The sequence below is a fragment of the Microbulbifer sp. SE14 genome (assembly GCF_059834885.1).
Window position 1 is genome coordinate 43,647 of sequence record NZ_JCBAJA010000016.1, and the last position, 16,777, is coordinate 60,423.

General features: G+C 65.2%; 17 protein-coding genes. 7 read left to right on the plus strand and 10 right to left on the minus strand.

Going from position 1 to position 16,777, the window contains the following annotated elements; all coding sequences use genetic code 11:
• The first annotated feature begins 122 nt into the window (after positions 1-122).
• Entirely contained in the window at positions 123-1,049 is a 927-nt protein-coding gene (locus AC6R19_RS12665) for a histidine kinase (protein ID WP_500580184.1), read from the plus strand.
• 6 nt (positions 1,050-1,055) lie between these two features.
• Here the strand turns inward: AC6R19_RS12665 and AC6R19_RS12670 are convergent, their stop codons facing one another.
• Entirely contained in the window at positions 1,056-1,544 is a 489-nt protein-coding gene (locus tag AC6R19_RS12670) for a TIGR02444 family protein (RefSeq protein ID WP_500580185.1), read from the minus strand.
• 66 nt (positions 1,545-1,610) lie between these two features.
• Here AC6R19_RS12670 and AC6R19_RS12675 point away from each other — a divergent pair, with 66 nt between their 5' ends.
• Entirely contained in the window at positions 1,611-3,554 is a 1,944-nt protein-coding gene (locus AC6R19_RS12675) for an ATP-binding cassette domain-containing protein (RefSeq protein ID WP_500580186.1), read from the plus strand.
• A gap of 84 nt (positions 3,555-3,638) precedes the next feature.
• Here the strand turns inward: AC6R19_RS12675 and AC6R19_RS12680 are convergent, their stop codons facing one another.
• On the minus strand, positions 3,639-4,430 hold the full coding sequence (locus AC6R19_RS12680) for an outer membrane beta-barrel protein (RefSeq protein ID WP_500580187.1): 792 nt from the start codon (positions 4,428-4,430) through the stop codon (positions 3,639-3,641).
• 444 nt (positions 4,431-4,874) lie between these two features.
• Here AC6R19_RS12680 and AC6R19_RS12685 point away from each other — a divergent pair, with 444 nt between their 5' ends.
• Positions 4,875-6,269: a DUF1254 domain-containing protein gene (locus AC6R19_RS12685; RefSeq protein WP_500580188.1), complete on the plus strand. Its 1,395-nt coding sequence runs from the start codon at positions 4,875-4,877 to the stop codon at positions 6,267-6,269.
• Here the strand turns inward: AC6R19_RS12685 and trmB are convergent.
• The 6 genes from trmB to ftsY form a co-directional block, all read right to left on the minus strand.
• Positions 6,266-6,982 (minus strand): tRNA (guanosine(46)-N7)-methyltransferase TrmB, encoded by a 717-nt coding sequence (gene trmB, locus AC6R19_RS12690; protein ID WP_500580189.1) that lies wholly within the window; start codon positions 6,980-6,982, stop codon positions 6,266-6,268. The genes AC6R19_RS12685 and trmB overlap by 4 nt on opposite strands.
• Before the next feature lie 124 nt (positions 6,983-7,106).
• Entirely contained in the window at positions 7,107-7,484 is a 378-nt protein-coding gene (locus AC6R19_RS12695; protein WP_500580190.1) for a DUF423 domain-containing protein, read from the minus strand.
• A 166-nt stretch (positions 7,485-7,650) separates the two neighbouring features.
• The gene (gene rpoH, locus AC6R19_RS12700) at positions 7,651-8,505 is read right to left on the minus strand and encodes an RNA polymerase sigma factor RpoH (protein WP_500580191.1); all 855 of its coding nucleotides are present in this window, start codon (positions 8,503-8,505) and stop codon (positions 7,651-7,653) included.
• Between the two features lie 228 nt (positions 8,506-8,733).
• Complete coding sequence (gene ftsX, locus AC6R19_RS12705; protein ID WP_500580192.1) at positions 8,734-9,750, minus strand: permease-like cell division protein FtsX; 1,017 nt, start codon at positions 9,748-9,750, stop codon at positions 8,734-8,736.
• Positions 9,734-10,417 carry a cell division ATP-binding protein FtsE gene (gene ftsE / locus AC6R19_RS12710; RefSeq protein ID WP_500580193.1) on the minus strand — a complete coding sequence of 228 codons (684 nt, stop codon included), beginning with the start codon at positions 10,415-10,417 and terminating at the stop codon, positions 9,734-9,736. Before ftsE ends, ftsX begins: the two co-directional genes overlap by 17 nt.
• 135 nt (positions 10,418-10,552) lie before the next feature.
• Complete coding sequence (ftsY, locus tag AC6R19_RS12715; protein WP_500580194.1) at positions 10,553-11,728, minus strand: signal recognition particle-docking protein FtsY; 1,176 nt, start codon at positions 11,726-11,728, stop codon at positions 10,553-10,555.
• 86 nt (positions 11,729-11,814) lie between these two features.
• On the opposite strand from ftsY, the gene rsmD reads away from it, so the two are divergent.
• The 4 genes from rsmD to sugE all read left to right on the plus strand — a co-directional run bounded on the left by rsmD (position 11,815) and on the right by sugE (position 15,243).
• Positions 11,815-12,396, plus strand: a complete 582-nt coding sequence (gene rsmD, locus AC6R19_RS12720) for a 16S rRNA (guanine(966)-N(2))-methyltransferase RsmD (RefSeq protein WP_500580195.1) — start codon at positions 11,815-11,817, stop codon at positions 12,394-12,396.
• A 73-nt stretch (positions 12,397-12,469) separates the two neighbouring features.
• The gene (gene coaD, locus AC6R19_RS12725) at positions 12,470-12,949 is read left to right on the plus strand and encodes a pantetheine-phosphate adenylyltransferase (protein WP_500580196.1); all 480 of its coding nucleotides are present in this window, start codon (positions 12,470-12,472) and stop codon (positions 12,947-12,949) included.
• A gap of 209 nt (positions 12,950-13,158) precedes the next feature.
• Entirely contained in the window at positions 13,159-14,904 is a 1,746-nt protein-coding gene (gene ggt / locus AC6R19_RS12730; protein ID WP_500580197.1) for a gamma-glutamyltransferase, read from the plus strand.
• A 15-nt stretch (positions 14,905-14,919) separates the two neighbouring features.
• Entirely contained in the window at positions 14,920-15,243 is a 324-nt protein-coding gene (gene sugE, locus AC6R19_RS12735; protein WP_500580198.1) for a quaternary ammonium compound efflux SMR transporter SugE, read from the plus strand.
• Here the strand turns inward: sugE and AC6R19_RS12740 are convergent.
• Both AC6R19_RS12740 and mutM read right to left on the minus strand, forming a co-directional pair.
• The gene (locus AC6R19_RS12740) at positions 15,184-15,783 is read right to left on the minus strand and encodes an amidohydrolase family protein (protein ID WP_500580199.1); all 600 of its coding nucleotides are present in this window, start codon (positions 15,781-15,783) and stop codon (positions 15,184-15,186) included. The two genes, sugE and AC6R19_RS12740, sit on opposite strands and share 60 nt — an antisense overlap.
• A gap of 49 nt (positions 15,784-15,832) precedes the next feature.
• Positions 15,833-16,648: a bifunctional DNA-formamidopyrimidine glycosylase/DNA-(apurinic or apyrimidinic site) lyase gene (gene mutM / locus AC6R19_RS12745; RefSeq protein ID WP_500580200.1), complete on the minus strand. Its 816-nt coding sequence runs from the start codon at positions 16,646-16,648 to the stop codon at positions 15,833-15,835.
• Positions 16,649-16,777: the final 129 nt, after the last annotated feature.

Consider the following 16,777-nt stretch of genomic DNA (forward strand, 5'->3'; position numbering starts at 1 on the left):
TGCCGCTTCCGCCGCAACCGATCGGTGCATGAATCTGTGATAGCGGTGTCGACCGCACTAATGCCGGGTGGATATACCGCCCGGGTGCGCCGAATCGATAATAAACCTCAGGATATTTACTCATGGCTGCCAAACCAAAAGCTGTCAATCCGGTCGCAGAACTGGAAGCACAAATCGCCAAGCTCACCGATCAACTGGACAAGGCCCGGGCCAAGCAGGTCGCTGATGCCGGCAAGGCCGCGCAGAAGGCCTCTAAAGCACTGACTGCCGCCCAGGACAAGCTGTCCAAAGCCAAGGCCAAACTCACCGCCGCCCGCGCCGCGGCGAAAAAGAGCAAGACCGCAGCGGCGCAAAAGCGCGTGGATGCCGCCAAGGCCGCCGTGGAAAAGCTGACCGATGCGGCGCAGCAGGCGAAGGACGCCGCGGCTGAAGCCAAGCAGGCGGAAGCGACAGCCAGGATGGAACTGAAGCTGGCCGAGTCCATCGGCAAGGCGGCTGCCAAGGCGGAGAAGGCCGCCGGAAAAGCCGTGAAGAAAAAAGCGGGCGCCAAGAAGGCGACTGCGAAAAAGGCCAGTGCCACCAAGGCCGCTCCGAAGAAGAAAGCGGCTGGCAAGAAGGCCCCCGCCAAGAAAACTGCGGCCAAGAAGGCCCCGGCCAAGAAAGCCAGCAGTGCCAAGGCTGCGTCGGCTGAGAAGCCCGCCACCAAGCCCACCGCAAAAAAAGCGGCAGCGAAAAAAGCTCCGGCAAAGAAAGCCCCGACCAAGAAAGCAGCGGCCAAAAAGGTGGCTCCGAAAGTCGCCAGCAAACCGGCCGAACCCAAGGCTGCCGCTGCACCGGTAGAGAAAAAGCCGACCGCACCGGTGGAACAGAAACCGCAGGAAACTCCGTCCAGCAGCGCCCCGATCCTGGGCAAAACCCCGGAGCCAGGTCCCTTCGGCACCCCAGCCGAGAGCAAGCCGGTCGAAACACCCAGGCCGACACCTACCATTACTCCGGTCACACCGCCGAACAGCCTGTTTTCCACGGAGAACCGGGGCAGCGACGAATAAGCCTCCTTATTCCAGGTTATTGGCTTTGTAGCTGTCGATCAGGCCCGCCCAGCGGGCCTGTTCTTTTTGCAGCAGGCCGTACTGCTGTCCTGCCAGTTCCAGCGCCGGGCGATCCTCCGGCCAGTCTTCACCCTGCAGTTTCCACAGCGCTGCCAGCTGGCGCTGCTCCAGTTTCAGTTCATAGCGCTTGCAGTATTCGTACACCCCTTGGGTGCGCGGGCGCAGCCGACCCAGCCAGCGGCGCATATTGCGCACACTGGCAATCATGCGCCGCCGCGGCGCCAGACCGCGATCGGCCACGCGCCAGCTCTCCTCGCTCAACTGCCGGCCGCAGGCGGCAACATAGCTGGCCCATAGCAGCAGGCAGACATCCGCGCCCTTCCGCTCCTGGCAGTCGAGCAGGAACTCCTCCACACCATTGTGACCATAGAAATCCAGGCTGAACTGCCACAGGGGGTTTTCCGTAGGAGAGGATGGAGGTGCGGATTTTGTCACGTTAGAATCCCGACCGTTTGTTATTCCGATAGCCTAGCACCGGCTGGGTCCAAGAGGTTATTTCCCTTGATCAATTTGCAAGGCGTCTCCCTGCAGCGGGGCGGGCGCGAGCTGCTGCACAATGCGGACTGCCGTATCTTCCCCGGCCACAAGGTGGGCGTCATCGGCGCCAACGGCTGCGGCAAGTCGACCCTGTTCAAGCTGTTGCTGGGACAGCTGGAAAGCGACAGTGGCCGGGCGGAGGTGCCCTCCGGCTGGCGCATCGCCCATATGGCGCAGGAGGTGGCGGCCAGCGAGCAGACGGCTCTGGACTATGTACTGGACGGAGATGTCGAGCTGCGCCAGCTGCAGCGGGATCTGGAAGAGGCGGAAGCCGGTGGCGACGGGCGCAGGCTGGCGGAACTGCACGAGCGCATGGCCGCCATCGACGGCTACTCGGGCCCCGCGCGCGCGGCGCAGCTGCTCGACGGCCTCGGCTTTTCCCACGCCGAACAGAGCCGCCCGGTGAAGAGCTTTTCCGGCGGCTGGCGCATCAGGCTCAACCTGGGCCGCGCGCTCATGTGCCCGGCAGACCTGATGCTGCTGGACGAGCCCACCAACCACCTCGACCTGGACGCTACCCTGTGGCTGGAGCAGTGGCTGCAGCGCTTCCCCGGCACCCTGCTGATCATCTCCCACGACCGGGATTTCCTCGATGCAGTGGTGGACGGCATCGTCAGCTTCGAACAGCAGCAACTGATTCTGTACAGCGGCAACTACACCGCCTTCGAGCGCACCCGCGCCGAGCGATTGGCACAGCAGCAGGCCCAGTACGAGAAGCAGCAGGCGGAGCGCGCGCATATGGAGGACTTCGTGCGCCGCTTCCGCGCCAAGGCCACCAAGGCCAGGCAGGCACAGAGCCGCCTGAAGGCGCTGGAGCGCATGGCAACCATCGCCCCTGCGCATATCGATTCGCCGTTTCGCTTTACGCTGCCCGCCGCGGACAAGACCTCCGATCCGCTGATCGACCTGCGCGACACGGATATCGGCTATGTCGATAAGGCGGGGGACGACAAGATCGTCGTGCACAAGGTGCAGCTGGGTATCCAGCCCGGGCGCCGCATCGGCCTGCTGGGCCCCAACGGCGCCGGCAAGTCGTCCCTGATCAAGACCCTCGCCGGCGAGCTGCCACCGCTCAGCGGCGAGCGCCAGTGCGGCGAACACCTGGCGACCGGCTACTTCGCCCAGCACCAGTTGGAGGCACTGGACGGCAACGCCTCGCCGCTGCTGCACCTGCAACGGCTGACGCCGGAAGCCAGCGAGCAGTCACTGCGGGATTTCCTCGGCGGCTACGGCTTCGGGGCAGACCGGGTGTTTGAGACTGTGAAAGGGTTTTCCGGTGGCGAGAAGGCGCGGCTGGCATTGGCGATACTCGCCTGGCAGAAACCCAACCTGCTGCTGCTGGACGAACCCACCAACCACCTGGACCTGGAGATGCGCCACGCGCTGACCCTGGCACTGGCGGAATTTCCCGGCGCCGTGGTGCTGGTGTCCCACGACCGCCACCTGCTGGCCAACACCGCCGACGAATTTATCCTGGTGGCCGACGGCAGGGCCGAGCCCTACGATGGCGACCTGGAAGACTACAAGCAGTGGCTGCTGGGCTTTAACCGCGATAAAAAGGATCGGGATAAAAGGCGCCGCAGCGAAAAAGCCGAGGAGAAAGCCCCGGCCACTGAAAAATCCGCCGAGGACAAAAAAGCCCAGCGTCGCGCCGCAGCGGCACTGCGCGAACAACTGAAGCCGCTCACCAACAAGCTCAAGAACGTCGAGCAGCAGATGGCCCGCGCGGAAAAGAAACTCGCCGAACTGGAAAATAAACTCGCCGACGAGAACCTCTACAACGGTGGCCAGCAGGATGAGATAGCGCGCCTCAACCGCGAACAGTCGCAGCAGCGCGAGGAGCTGGAAGCGCTGGAAATGCAGTGGCTGGAAATTTCCGAGCAGCTGGAAGAGGCGCGCGGGGGATGATTCCGTTTGCGTTCGTAGGGTGCGCCGTGCGCACCGAAAGGCCCGAAATCCTTGTCGGTCCCGAAACGGTGCGCACGGCGCACCCTACAAGGGACAGCCGCTCTCGTTCACCGCGGTGCCAAAGGGCGTGACGGGGCACTGGTCGAGATAGTCCGGCACACCGTCCCGATCGGAATCTATCGGGCAACCGTCCCCCCCCACACCGACGCCCGGTGGCGTCTGCGGACAGTGGTCCATGTCGTCGAGAACGCCATCGGCATCCCGGTCGCGCCACACGGTCGGGTACTCGGTCCACTGATAGCCGATGGCCACACTGACAAAGCCATCCAGGCCGCCTTCCTCCACCCCCTGGAAGGCGCGTGCGTCGGCGCGCGCCTGCCAGCGCGGACCCAGCCGATATTTGACGCCGAGACCCAGGTTCACCATCGTCTGGCGGTCGTGCCAGTTGAAGGTATCGTCGGGAGAATCATCAAAGTCCACGCGGATCTCGCCAGCGCCGAAGGCCACGTAGGGCTGCCAGCAGTAGTTGCCGCAGAACTGGCCGCCAAACTGGTAGAAGAGATCCAGGTGATAGTTGTAGACCTCGACCTTCTCATCGACATCCTTGACGCTCACGCTGAAATAGTCGAGTACGGCCTCCATGGCCCAGCGATCGGTGATCATGAAACCGTAGCCGCCACCGCCACCGGTGGTGTCCTCCAGCTCCAGCCCCTTGAAGGGCGTGCCGTCCAACCGGTCGCTGTCGAACCAGTACTGGCCGCCGTTCAGGTACAGGGTCGCCGTTCCCTCCAGATCCGCGAGAGCCCCGGTGCTGCCCAGACCGAGCGACAGAAAAATGCAGGAAATAAGCGCGGGGGACTGGCGGCGTTTTTTCATTGTTTGCTCCGGAAGTTCCTTTTACCGGCGATGGTGTGATTGAAGATAGCAGACAATGGGGCGGCGCAACGAGGCGCCAGCGCGGCATTCGAATGCGGTGGTAGAGCAGGGGCCGGATGCGGAGGCACGGCACATCGATTACGGTCCCGCAGGGCACTGCCGTCTAATCTTCTCGGTAAGTGCGACCAGGAGACAGATCCATTCGCCCGGGAGCCCTTCTTGTCGTCGTTCAGCGCCCCGGACCGGGAGGGGGACACCTCGAAACAGTTCGAGGCGGCGAAACCCTTCACCGTTCCACCGCCGGAAGTGGTGTGAACACTCAGCGGCGGCGGGCGTCTTCTAGTCGCTCACCATGTATGACACCCGGGGCTTCCGTGGCCCGAATCTCCCGCCGCCGCGGAAGGTCCGCCAGTAAAAATCTGGTACGCATTGAGGAATGAACTTATGAAGAACCTGATGCGCCGCATCATCCTGACCGCCTCTCTGCTGACAGCGGCGGAATCGACAGGGGCAGAGACAATCTCGGCTGAGGACGCCAGGGAAATCGCGCGCGACGCCTACATCTACGCCTATCCGCTGGTGCTGATGCAAGTGAGCAAGCAGGTGGCGGTGAACGTGGAAGAGCCCGCGTTTCCCAATGCGCCCATCAACCAGCTGGCGCATGCGCGCGCCTTTCCCGATCCCTCCTTCACCATCGTGGTGCGCCCGAATGCGGACACCCTCTATACCTCAATGAATTTCGATGTCTCCAAAGAGCCCTTGGTGGTCAGCGTGCCCGACTCCGGCGGGCGCTACTACCTGCTGCCATTTCTCGACGGATGGACCGATGTGTTCACCGTCCCCGGCGAGCGCACCACCGGCACGGGCGCGCAGACCTTCGCTATCGCGGGGCCGGGCTGGGAGGGGGAACTGCCGGAGGGCGTGACGCGCTACGACAGCCCCACCAACTCCGGCCTGATGATCGGGCGCGTGCAGACCAACGGTGTGCAGGACTATGCGGCGGTGCACAAATTCCAGCAGGGCATGAAAGCGGTGCCGCTCAGCGCCTACGGCAAGTCCTATGCACCGCCCAAGGGCAAGGTGAATCCGCAGCAGGATATGAGCGCGCCGCCGGATCAGGTGGAGAAGATGGATGCACAGAGCTTCTTCACCCTGTTTGCCGAGCGCATGAAGAGCAACCCGCCCCACGCCAACGACTACCCGATCATCGATCGCATGAAACGCATCGGCATAGTGCCGGGGCAGAGCTTCTCCCCCGGCGCGCAGCCGAAGGTGGTGCAGGACGCACTCAGGGCGGCGCCCGCGGACGCACTGCCGAGAATCAAGAAAGCGTGGCAGGAATCCGGTGAGCTGATGAATGGCTGGCGTATCAACCTGACCGCCATCGGCACCTATGGCACCGACTATCTGCGCCGGGCGGGCGTCGCCTACGGTGGCCTGGGCGCCAACACCCCCGAGGACGCCATCTATCCCAGCGCCTTTGCGGACTCCGAAGGCAAGCCGCTACGCAGCGACAGGCGCTACGTGATGCACTTCGCCAAGGACCAGCTGCCGCCAGTGCGCGCCTTCTGGTCGCTGGCCATGTACAACGAGCGCCAGCTGTTTGCCGACAATCCCATAGACCGCTATGCCATCGGCGACAGGGACAAACTCACTTTCAATCCCGATGGCTCCCTGGATCTGTATATCCAGCGCGAGAATCCCGGGCCGGAAAAGGAATCCAATTGGCTGCCGACCCCGGCGAGCGGCGACTTCACCATGAACATGCGCCTCTACTGGCCCAGACTGGAAGCGCTCGACGGCACCTGGGCACCGCCGCCGGTCAAGCGCGTGGACTAGCGCCGCCGGTAAAGCAGATCCCAGACCCCGTGGCCGAGGCGCTGGCCGCGGCGTTCGAACTTGGTCTCCGGGCGGAACTCCGGCCGCTCAGCATAGTTGCCTTTGCCGGCGGTGTTGGTAAGGTCCGGCTCCGCCTCCAGCACTTCCAGCATGTGCTCGGCGTAGTTCTCCCAGTCGGTGGCCATATGCAGCAGGCCGTGGGGCTTGAGTTTGCTGCAGATCAGGCGCACGAATTCCGGCTGCACTATGCGGCGCTTGTGGTGCTTCTTCTTGTGCCAGGGGTCGGGGAAATAGAGCTGGAACCGGTCCAGTGAGCCGTCGGCGATACAGTCGTTCAGCACGTCCACCGCGTCGGCCATATAGACGCGCAGGTTTTTTACCTCCGCCTTGCCGGCGTTGTTGATCAGCCGGCCGACACCGGGCGGGTGCACTTCGATACCAATAAAGTCCTTGTCCGGCTCCGCCTCGGCCATCGCCAGCAGCGAGTCGCCCATGCCGAAACCGATCTCCAGCACCAGCGGCGCCTCGCGGCCGAATACTTCCTGCCGATTCAACGGGCCGTCGAACAGGGACAGGCCGTAGGTGCCCCAGTAGTTGTCGAAGGCGCGGCGCTGGCCTTCGGTCATGCGCCCGGCTCGGATCACATAGCTGCGGATGGATTTTTTCTTGTACTCGGTGCGGTAGGGAAACTCTTCCGCGGATTCGTCTTGCATTATTCGCGACCTCGTATGCGAATCCTGTAGGAGCAGCGGGGCGGCCATCCGTCCATGGCCGCGACCGGGTTGCAATGCCTGCACAGATAGATCGCGGCCACGGGCCGCTCCTACAGCGTAGAAATTATTTGGAGTAATTCAGCGCGGCGACGAACAGCGCCACCCAGCCGCCGATCATCAGCAGGCCGCCCAGCGGCGTCACCGGGCCCAGCCAGCGCGGGCCGCCGAAGGTGAGGCCGTAGAGGCTGCCGGAGAACAGCAGTACGCCCAGGGCGAAGAGAGCGCCGCTTACCAGCAGCGCCGTTCTCTCGCCCCAGTGCTGCACCAACAACGCTATACCGAACAGGGCCAGGGCGTGGACCATCTGGTAGTGTACGCCGGTCTTGTAGGCCTCCAGCAGGTTTTCCGCGACTTTCCCGCGCAGGCCGTGGGCGCCGAAGGCGCCGAGGATTACGCCGGTTCCGCCGAGGAGGGCGGCGATCAGTAAATAGAGCTTTGCCATTGTTTTTTTCCGTCGGCGGGGGAGGGGCGCTATTCTTTCCGAGTCCCGAGTCCCGAGTCCCGAGTCCCGAGTCCCGAGTCCCGAGTCCCGAGTCCCGAAACCACTGTGCCATAAAAAAACCGCGCAGCCGCGCGGTTTCTTTCAGTCGGTGAAAAAGTGCGCTCTGTCAGGCCTCCATAGCCACGCGCACTTTCTTCATCGCGTTCTTCTCCAACTGGCGGATGCGCTCGGCGGAGACGCCGTACTTGTCCGCCAGCTCGTGCAGGGTGGACTTCTCCTCGGACAGCCAGCGCGCCTCGATGATGTCGCGGCTCCGCTCGTCCAGCTGCTCCATTGCAGCGGCCAGGCTGTTGAGGCTGGTTTCCTGCCAGTTGTCCTGCTCCAGCTGCATGGCCGGGTCGTAGCGGCGGTCCTCCAGGTAGTGGGCCGGCGCCTGCCAGGCGGTGTCATCGTCGTCATCCACACCGGCGTCGAAGGCGGCGTCGTGGGCGGCCAGCCGGCCTTCCATCTCGTGCACCTGGGCCACGTCGACGTTCAGGTCCGCGGCCACGGCCTTGGCCTCGTCGTTGGTCAGCCAGGCAAGTTTCTTCTTCTGCCCGCGCAGGTTGAAGAACAGCTTGCGCTGCGCCTTGGTGGTGGCGATCTTGACGATGCGCCAGTTGCGCAGGATGAATTCGTGAATCTCGGCCTTGATCCAGTGCACCGCGAAGGACACCAGGCGCACGCCCTTCTCCGGGTTGAAGCGCTTGACCGCCTTCATCAGGCCGACGTTGCCCTCCTGGATCAGGTCGCCCTGGTTCAGGCCGTATCCGGAGTAGGACTTGGCGATATGCACCACGAAGCGCAGGTGCGACATCACCAACTGGCGCGCCGCGTCCAGGTCCTGGCGGTAGTAGAGGTCTTCGGCCAGCCGCTTCTCCTCCTCGGCGGACAGCACCTCGAAGCTGCTGACCGTCTGGATATAGGCGCCCAGGTTGGCACCCGGAGACAGCGTGTGTACTGGCTGCAGGCTGGTTCCCATTCAGGTCTCTCCTCTGAAATCTCGCTTGCCGGTCTTCCCGGCCGCCGCTTGCGGCAAATTGGTAGGGAGTGTAGCACTAGCGCGACCGCCTTAGGAAGTCCGGGCGGCGGCGGCGCAATGCGTTCCAATACCTTGTATTCCGGGCCCTTAGAGGGGTTATCCACAGCTCGGGTTCCGCAACTGAATCGCCTTTGCGCTTCTTTACCCGACCAGTTGGTCTGCAACGGGTCAGCGGGGCTCGATGGCCTTGATATGCCGCGCCACCGCCAGCCAGGCACCGATCAGTCCGAGCAGGGCGGCGCCGAGGGTCAGCCCCAGCAGGTAGGTGATGCCGGGACCCCGCAACGCATAGCCGCTGCCGTAGGAAGACGACAGCCCGGCCACCGGGCCGGACAGCAGCGCCACCCCGGCGGCCACCAGCAGCCAGGCCAGCAGGCCGCCGAAGAAGCCGTAGCAGAGGCCGCTGTACAGGAAGGGGCGGCGCACGAAGGCGTCGGTGGCGCCCACCAGCTTGACCACCAGAATCTCCTCGCGTCGGTTCTCGATATGCAGGCGGATGGTGTTGACCACCACCAGTAGCACCCCCAGTGCCAGCAGCAGGGCCAGGCCGGCGGACAGTCGCCGCCCCAGGTCGGTCAGTTGGGCCAGGCGCTGCACCCAGGCCATATCCAGCACCACCGCGTCGGTCATGGCGCTCTCGCGCAGATTCTGGGCCAGCGCCTCCAGCTTGTCGCTGGCGGTGTCCCGCGGTCGCAGCAGCAGCACCGCCGGTAGCGGGTTGGCGTCCAGGCCGGCCAGGGCGTCGCCGAGACCCGAGGCCTGCTGGAATTCCGCCAGGGCCTCCTCCGGGGAGATATAGGTGACCGCGGAAATCGCCGGATCGGCGCGCAGCTTGTCGGCGAAGGACTGCACCGCGGCCTCGCGGGCATCCCTGTGCAGGAATACCGAGATCTGCGGCTGTCCGTCCCAGCCCGCCACCGCGCGCTGGAAGTTCACCAACCCCAACTGCAACGCCGCCGGCAGCGCCAGGGCTATGGCGATCACCAGGACGGTCATGCCGCTGGCCAGTGGCGTGGCGAAGAAGCGGCGCAGGGACTCGGCGGCCATTTCCCGGTGGTGGCCGAGCCAGCTGTGCCAGCGGTCGCCCAACCCCCTACGGGCGGTCACCGCACCGGCGCTGCGCTGTGGCTTGGTTTCCGGGGCCGGCCGGCGGCTGCTCTGTCTGTAACTAGTAGGCTGCTTCACGACTCGGGATTCCATCGTAGATCAACTGGCCCGCCTGCAGGGTCAGCACGCGCCGCCTCATGCGCGCGATCAGTTCCAGGTCGTGGCTGGCCACCAGCACGGTGACACCCACGGCGTTGAAGTCGGCGAACAGTTGCATGATCTCCGCCGACAGCTGCGGGTCCAGGTTGCCGGTGGGCTCGTCCGCCACCAGTATCGCCGGCTTGTTCACCACCGCGCGGGCTATGCCCACCCGTTGCTGTTCGCCGCCGGACAGCACTATCGGGTTCTGCTTCTCCTTGTGCAGCAGCCCCACCTTGTCCAGCGCCGCGCGCACCCGCCGGCCGACTTCGCGCCTGTTGCAGCCGGCCACCTGCAGGGGCAGCGCCACATTGTCGAAGACGCTGCGGTCGAACAGCAGCTGGTGGTTCTGGAAGACAATGCCGAGGTTGCGGCGGTAGTAGGGGATCTGGCCGTTGCGCAGCCGGTTGAGGTTCTGCCCACCCACCAGGATGCTGCCGCGGGTGGGGCGCTCTATCGCGGTGAGCAGTTTCAGCAGGGTGCTCTTGCCCGCGCCCGAGTGCCCGGTCAGGAACACCATGTCGCCGCGCTCAATCTCCAGGCTGACGCGCCCCAGGGCGTCCTGGCCGGATTCGTAGCGCTTGTTGACACTGTCGAAGGTAATCATGCGGGCAGTTTGTTCTTGTTATTCACTGTACTGTAGGAGCGGCGGGGCGGCCATCCGCCGGTGGCCGCGATCGATCTCTCCGAATCCTCTGGAATCCGATCGCGGCCAACGGCCGCTCCTACGCATAAACGGAAATCAGGCCGGTTCGCGGCCGAACAGCGCGGCGACGAACTCCTTCGCTTTGAACGGCTGCAGGTCCTCCGCCTGCTCGCCGACACCGATAAAGCGTACCGGAATGCCGAACTTGCGCGCCAGGGCAAAGATCACACCGCCCTTGGCGGTGCCGTCCAGCTTGGTCAGTACCAGGCCGCTGACGCCGGCGGCATCGCGGAACTGCTGGGCCTGGCTGATGGCGTTCTGGCCGGTGCCGGCGTCCAGCACCAGCAGCACCTCGTGGGGGGCGCTGGCATCCAGCTTGCCCATGACCCGGCGCACCTTGGACAGCTCTTCCATCAGGTTGGATTTGGTGTGCAGGCGGCCGGCGGTATCGGCGATCACCACATCGACGCCCCTGGCCTGGGCCGATTGTACCGCGTCGTAGATGACAGAGGCGCTGTCCGCGCCGGTGTGCTGGGCCACCACCGGCACATCGTGGCGCTGGCCCCAGACCTGCAGCTGCTCCACCGCGGCGGCGCGGAAGGTGTCGCCGGCGGCCAGCATCACCGACTTGCCCTCACTCAGGTAGCGGTGCGCCAGCTTGCCGATGGTGGTGGTCTTGCCGACGCCGTTGACGCCGACCACCAGGATCACGAAGGGCTTCTTGCCGCTGTCGATGACCAACGGCGCCTCCACCTGGTGCAGCAGCTCCGCCAGTTCCTCCTGCAGGGCCCGGTAGAGGGCCTCGCCGTCCGCCAGCTCGCGGCGGGACACCCGCTCGGTCAGGCGGTCGACGATCTCGCCGGTGGCCTCGACGCCGACATCCGCCACCAGCAGCTGGGTCTCCAGCTCCTCCAGCAGGTCCTCGTCTATCTCCTTGGCGCCGAGGAAGAGGTTGCCCATGCCCTCGGCGAACTGGCTGCTGGTGCGACTGAGCCCGCGGCGGATGCGGGCGAAGAAGCCCTCTTTCCTCGCCGGCTTTTCCGCCTCTACCGGAACCGGCTCCGCGATGGCGGGCTCGCTTTCGGCAACCGGCTCAGCGTTTGTCTCGACGGTCTCGGGGCCGGCGGCTGCCTCCGCCGGCTCTGTGGCCGCGGTCCCCGATTCGGGGGCCGCAGGCGCCGCTTCGGGGGCCTCGGGCACCGATTCAGGGGTCGCGGGCGCCTCCGTCTCGCCGGGCTTGGGCTTCTTTTTGCGCAGGAAGTCAAAGATCATTCGTGGGTCCGGGTGTACCGCTTGCAGAAAGGCGCTAATCTTAGCACCGCTCCCACCCACAGTAGAGAGCCGAGTAGAGAGTTACCTTGTCCAGACGCCCCTCGCGCAAACCCGCTCCACAACCCCTGTCCCAGCTGCGCATCATCGGCGGCCGCTGGCGCGGGCGCAAACTGCAGTTTGCAACCGTGGAGGGGCTCAGGCCCACCGGCGACCGGCTGCGCGAGACGCTGTTCAGCTGGCTGCAGTTCCACCTGCCCGGCGCCCGCTGCCTGGATCTCTTCGCCGGTTCCGGCGCCCTGGGGCTGGAGGCCCTGTCCCGTGGCGCGGCGGCGGTGGATTTCGTCGAGCTGAACCGCGGTGCGGCGCAGACGTTGACGGCGCAGCTGAAGCTGCTGGGGGCGGAGGAGGGCCGGGTGCACTGCACCAGTGCGGTCGACTTCCTCACCCAGACGCAGTCCCGCTACGATATTGCCTTCGTGGACCCGCCCTTTGCCGGCGACCTCTGGCAGCAGGCCCTGGCCGCGCTGGCAGATCACCTCGCGGAAGGGGCCCTGGTCTATGTGGAGGCGCCCCGGGACAAGATCCTCACATTTCCCGAAGGCTGGCAGATCGAAAAGGAGAAGCGGGCGGGGCAGGTGTGTATGCGGTTGCTGCGCGTTGGCGGCTAGTTCGCGGATTTTGAGCCCACCCCACAAATTGTTTACCATGCGCGTCCCATTCGGCCCGCAATGAAACCTGGCTATGAAAAAAGTCGTCTACCCCGGAACCTTCGATCCCATCACCAACGGTCATATGGACCTGGTGGAGCGGGCCTGCCGCCTGTTTGACCACGTGATCGTCGCGGTGGCGGCGAGCAGCCGCAAGAACCCGCTGTTCACCCTGGACGAGCGGGTCGAGCTGGCGCAGAAGGTGCTGGGGCACCTGCCCAATGTGGAAGTGATCGGCTTCGATATCCTGCTCGCCGACCTGGTGCGCCAGGTGGACGCCTACGGCGTGCTGCGCGGCCTGCGCGCGGTGTCCGACTTCGAGTACGAATTCCAGCTCGCCAACATGAACCGCCAGCTGGCGCCGGAGATGGAGAGCCTCTTCCTGACCCCGGCGGAGCACCTGTCCTACATCTCCTCCTCCCTGGTGCGCGAGATCGCCTCCCTCGGCGGCGACGTGGCCAAGTTCGTACCGCCGGCGGTACAGGAGGCGCTGCAGGAGAAGTTCCGCCAGTAGTTCGCCCCCGAAAGCCGCCGGGTTAAGGACTTCGATCGGCCCTGCTGCCGGTAGTCACTTGGCAAAAAGCCTCATCGGCAAACATTTGCAAGTGACTACCGGCAGCAGGGCCTTGCTTTGTGCTAACCCGCAACCTTCCCGACCTCGACCTGGTCTCGACCCCATTCTGTTACACTCGGGCGGATTTTCCACAATCCGCGGAGTGTTTCGTGCGTTACCTGACTCTCGCCATCCTCGTCCTTGCCGTTACCGCCGGGGCCCCGGCTGTACAGAGCGCCGCAGCCACACAGGAAGCCCAGCCGGAAGTCGCCACCGGCCGCGGCGAAATCAAGTCCGCCACTGCCACGGACTATATGGCGGTCACCGCCAACCCCCACGCCAGCCGCGCCGCGGAGCGGATACTCGCCCGCGGCGGCACCGCGGTGGACGCCGCCATAGCCGCACAACTGGTGCTGGGACTGGTGGAACCCCAGTCCTCCGGTATCGGCGGCGGCGCCTTTATGCTGAGCTATCGCGCCGACAAGAAGGAACTCCTGTACTACGACGGCCGCGAAACCGCGCCGGCGGCGGTGGACGAGGATTACTTCGTGGTGGACGGCCGGCCGCGCCCCTTCCTGCAGGCGGTGATCGGCGGCTATTCCGTGGGCGTGCCGGGGGTGATGCGCATGCTGGAGCTGGCGCACAAGCGCGACGGCAAGCTGCCCTGGAAGGAACTCTTCCAGCCGGCCATAGCACTGGCGGAGTCCGGCTTTGAAATCAGCCCGCGGCTATACCAGCTGCTGGACAGGCTGCCGCAGGTGTCCGCGCGCCCGGCGATCGCGGCCTACTTTTTCGATAAGAACGGCGGGCCTCTGCCGGTAGGGCACCGGCTGAAAAACCCGCAGTATGCGCAGACACTGCGCCTGCTCGCATCCAAGGGGGCCGATGCCTTCTACAAGGGCGAGATCGCCGAGGCCATAGTGCGCGCGGTGACGGAAGACCCGGTCAATCCGGGCCTGCTCACCACCAAAGACATGGCCAGCTACCGGGCCAAGGTGCGCGAGCCGCTGTGTTCGGCCTTCCTCGAATACCGCGTGTGCGGCGCCGATGCGCCGTCTTCCGGCGGCACCACCGTGGGTTCCATTCTCGGCATGCTCGATCAGTTCCCGCTGCGGGACTACGAGGTGGGTGGCAGCGAACTCACGCACCTGTTTGTCGAGGCATCCGAGCTGGCGTTTGCGGACCGCAACACCTATTCGGCGGATGCGGACTTCGTCGAGGTGCCCAGCCGCTCCATGGTGGCACCGGGCTACCTGGCGGAGCGCGCCGAACTGATAGATCCCAGGGCGGCGACTGAAGCGGTGCCCGGCGATCCGGTGACCTTCGCGGAAAAGAGACTGACGGCCCGGTCGCCGGAGCTGCCCAACACCAGCCACCTGGTGATCGTGGACCGCTACGGCAACGGGGTCAGCATGACCACCAGCATCGAGACCGGCTTCGGCTCGCGCCTGCTGGTGAAGGGCTTCCTGCTCAACAACCAGCTGACCGACTTCTCCTTTGTGCCGAAGAAGGCGGACGGCGCCCTGGTGGCCAACCGCATCCAGCCCGGCAAGCGGCCGCGCTCGTCCATGTCGCCGACGATCGTGTTCGACGAAGACGGCAGCATGCGCCTGCTGGTGGGCTCCCCCGGCGGCTCGCGGATCATCGACTACACTGCGCGCACCATTCTCTACCACCTGGCGCTGGAGCTGCCGATCGCCGAGGCCATCGCCGCCGGCAATATCGGCGCTATCGGCGGCCGCGTGGAGCTGGAGCCCGGCTTTTTTTCCGATGACACTGTAAGAGAACTGGAAAAACTCGGACACAGGGTAGTGCAGCGCGATCTCAACAGCGGCGTTCACGCCATCGCGCTGATCGATGGCCGGCTGCAGGGCGGCGCCGACCCGCGGCGGGAGGGCAGCGCGGCCGGCAAATAAACTCAGGGGAAAATGATGACGAGTCCCTGGTTCTTCCTGTTTATCGCCGGCCTGCTGGAAATCGGCTGGGCCATAGGCCTCAAGTACACCCAGGGCTTCACCCGCCCGCTGGCCAGCAGCCTGACGGTACTGGCGATGATCGCCAGCTTCTATTTTCTCGCCCAGGCACTGAAGGTGATTCCGGTGGGCACCGGCTACGCGGTGTGGACCGGCATCGGCGCCGTGGGCACGGCGATTCTCGGCATAGTGCTGTTTTCCGAGTCCACTGCGCTGCCGCGGCTATTGTGTATCGGGCTGATCGTGGCGGGCATCATCGGCCTGAAGCTGACTTCCCCCTGAGCGCGGAATGATTTTTTCCAGCAGTTCCACGGCGCCCTCTCCGCGGAGCAGGCCGATGGCGAGGCCGTTGTCATCCTTCTCGATCACACCGCCCTCGGGATTGGGCGTATCGCTGTTGATACCGGCGGCGGCGAGGCCCTCGGAGTTGGTCCAGATACTGTGGTGGTCACGGGAGATGAGAACTATGGGAACAAAATCGCTGACCTGGTCCAGCTGCGCCTTGTGCGGCAGCGATGCGCCAAAGGCGGCGGCGTCCCACCCCTTGCCCACGATCACCTGCAGGTCCGGATTGTTGCGCATGAATTTCTCCACCGCCTGCACATAGTCCGCCGGACTGCGCCCGTCGCGCAGATCCAGCAGCCGCTCGACGCCGGGCAGGCGCAGGGGCTCTTGTTCCGGCGCGGGTTGCTGCGGCCTGGCGGGCGGCGCCTCCGCAGTACCGGTGGCGGGCCCGGACTCACTCCCTTTGCCCGCCGGCGCCTCCGGGCGCCCGCAGGCGGCCAAGAGCGCGACGGTGCAGACCAGCCAGACGATTTTCATTTTCCCTCCGAGCACGGATCGAAGCCTTGGGGAAAGTATAGAAAGGGAGTCAGCGCTGGCAGCGGACACAAAAGAAGGTATTGCGCTGGCCGAGCACCAGGTCGCGCACCGGGCGCCCGCAACTGGGGCAGGGCTGGCCGGCGCGGCCGTAAACGTTGAGCTGCTGGGCGAAGTAGCCGGGCTGGTCGTCACCGCCGATAAAGTCGCGCAGGGTGGTGCCGCCCTGTTCTATCGCGCGCGCCAGTACCTGCTTGATGGCGGAGGCCAGGCGCTGGTAGCGAACGCGGGAGATGGAGCCGGCGGCCTTGTCCGGGCGTATGCCGGCGAGGAACAGGGATTCACTGGCGTAGATGTTGCCGACGCCGACGACGATGCGCCCGTCCATGATCAAGGTCTTCACCGACTGGCGGCGGCCGCGGGAGGCCTCGAACAGGGTGTCACCACTGAAGTCGTCCGACAGGGGCTCCGGGCCCAGGTGGGCGAGCAGGTCGTGGGCAGCGGGGTCGGCGTCGGTCCACAGCAGGGCGCCGAAGCGGCGCGGATCCCGGTAGCGCAGAATCAGGCCGCTATCCAGTTCCCAGTCGATATGGTCGTGCTTTTCCGCGGCGCATTCGCTGCCGACGAGACGCAGGCTGCCGGACATACCCAGGTGCCAGATGGCGCAGCCGCGGTCGGTGTGCACCAGCAGGTATTTGGCGCGGCGCTCCAGGCGCAGTATCTGCGCACCGGCGATGCGCTTCTCGAAGCCCCTGTCCACCGGCCAGCGCAGCTGGCGCTGGCGCACCTGCGCCGAGCGCACCACGTGGCCCTCCAGGTGGGGAGCCAGGCCGCGGCGGGTGGTTTCTACTTCCGGTAGTTCTGGCATCAGGCCTCCGATTCTCCAGCAGGCTCAGTGGCGCCTTCGCGTCGACATCCGCATTCTTTTCGAACTTTATCTTTAACCCACAAAAAAACCCGGTAAAAACCGGGTTTTTTCGAACTGAGCAAGAAAGGC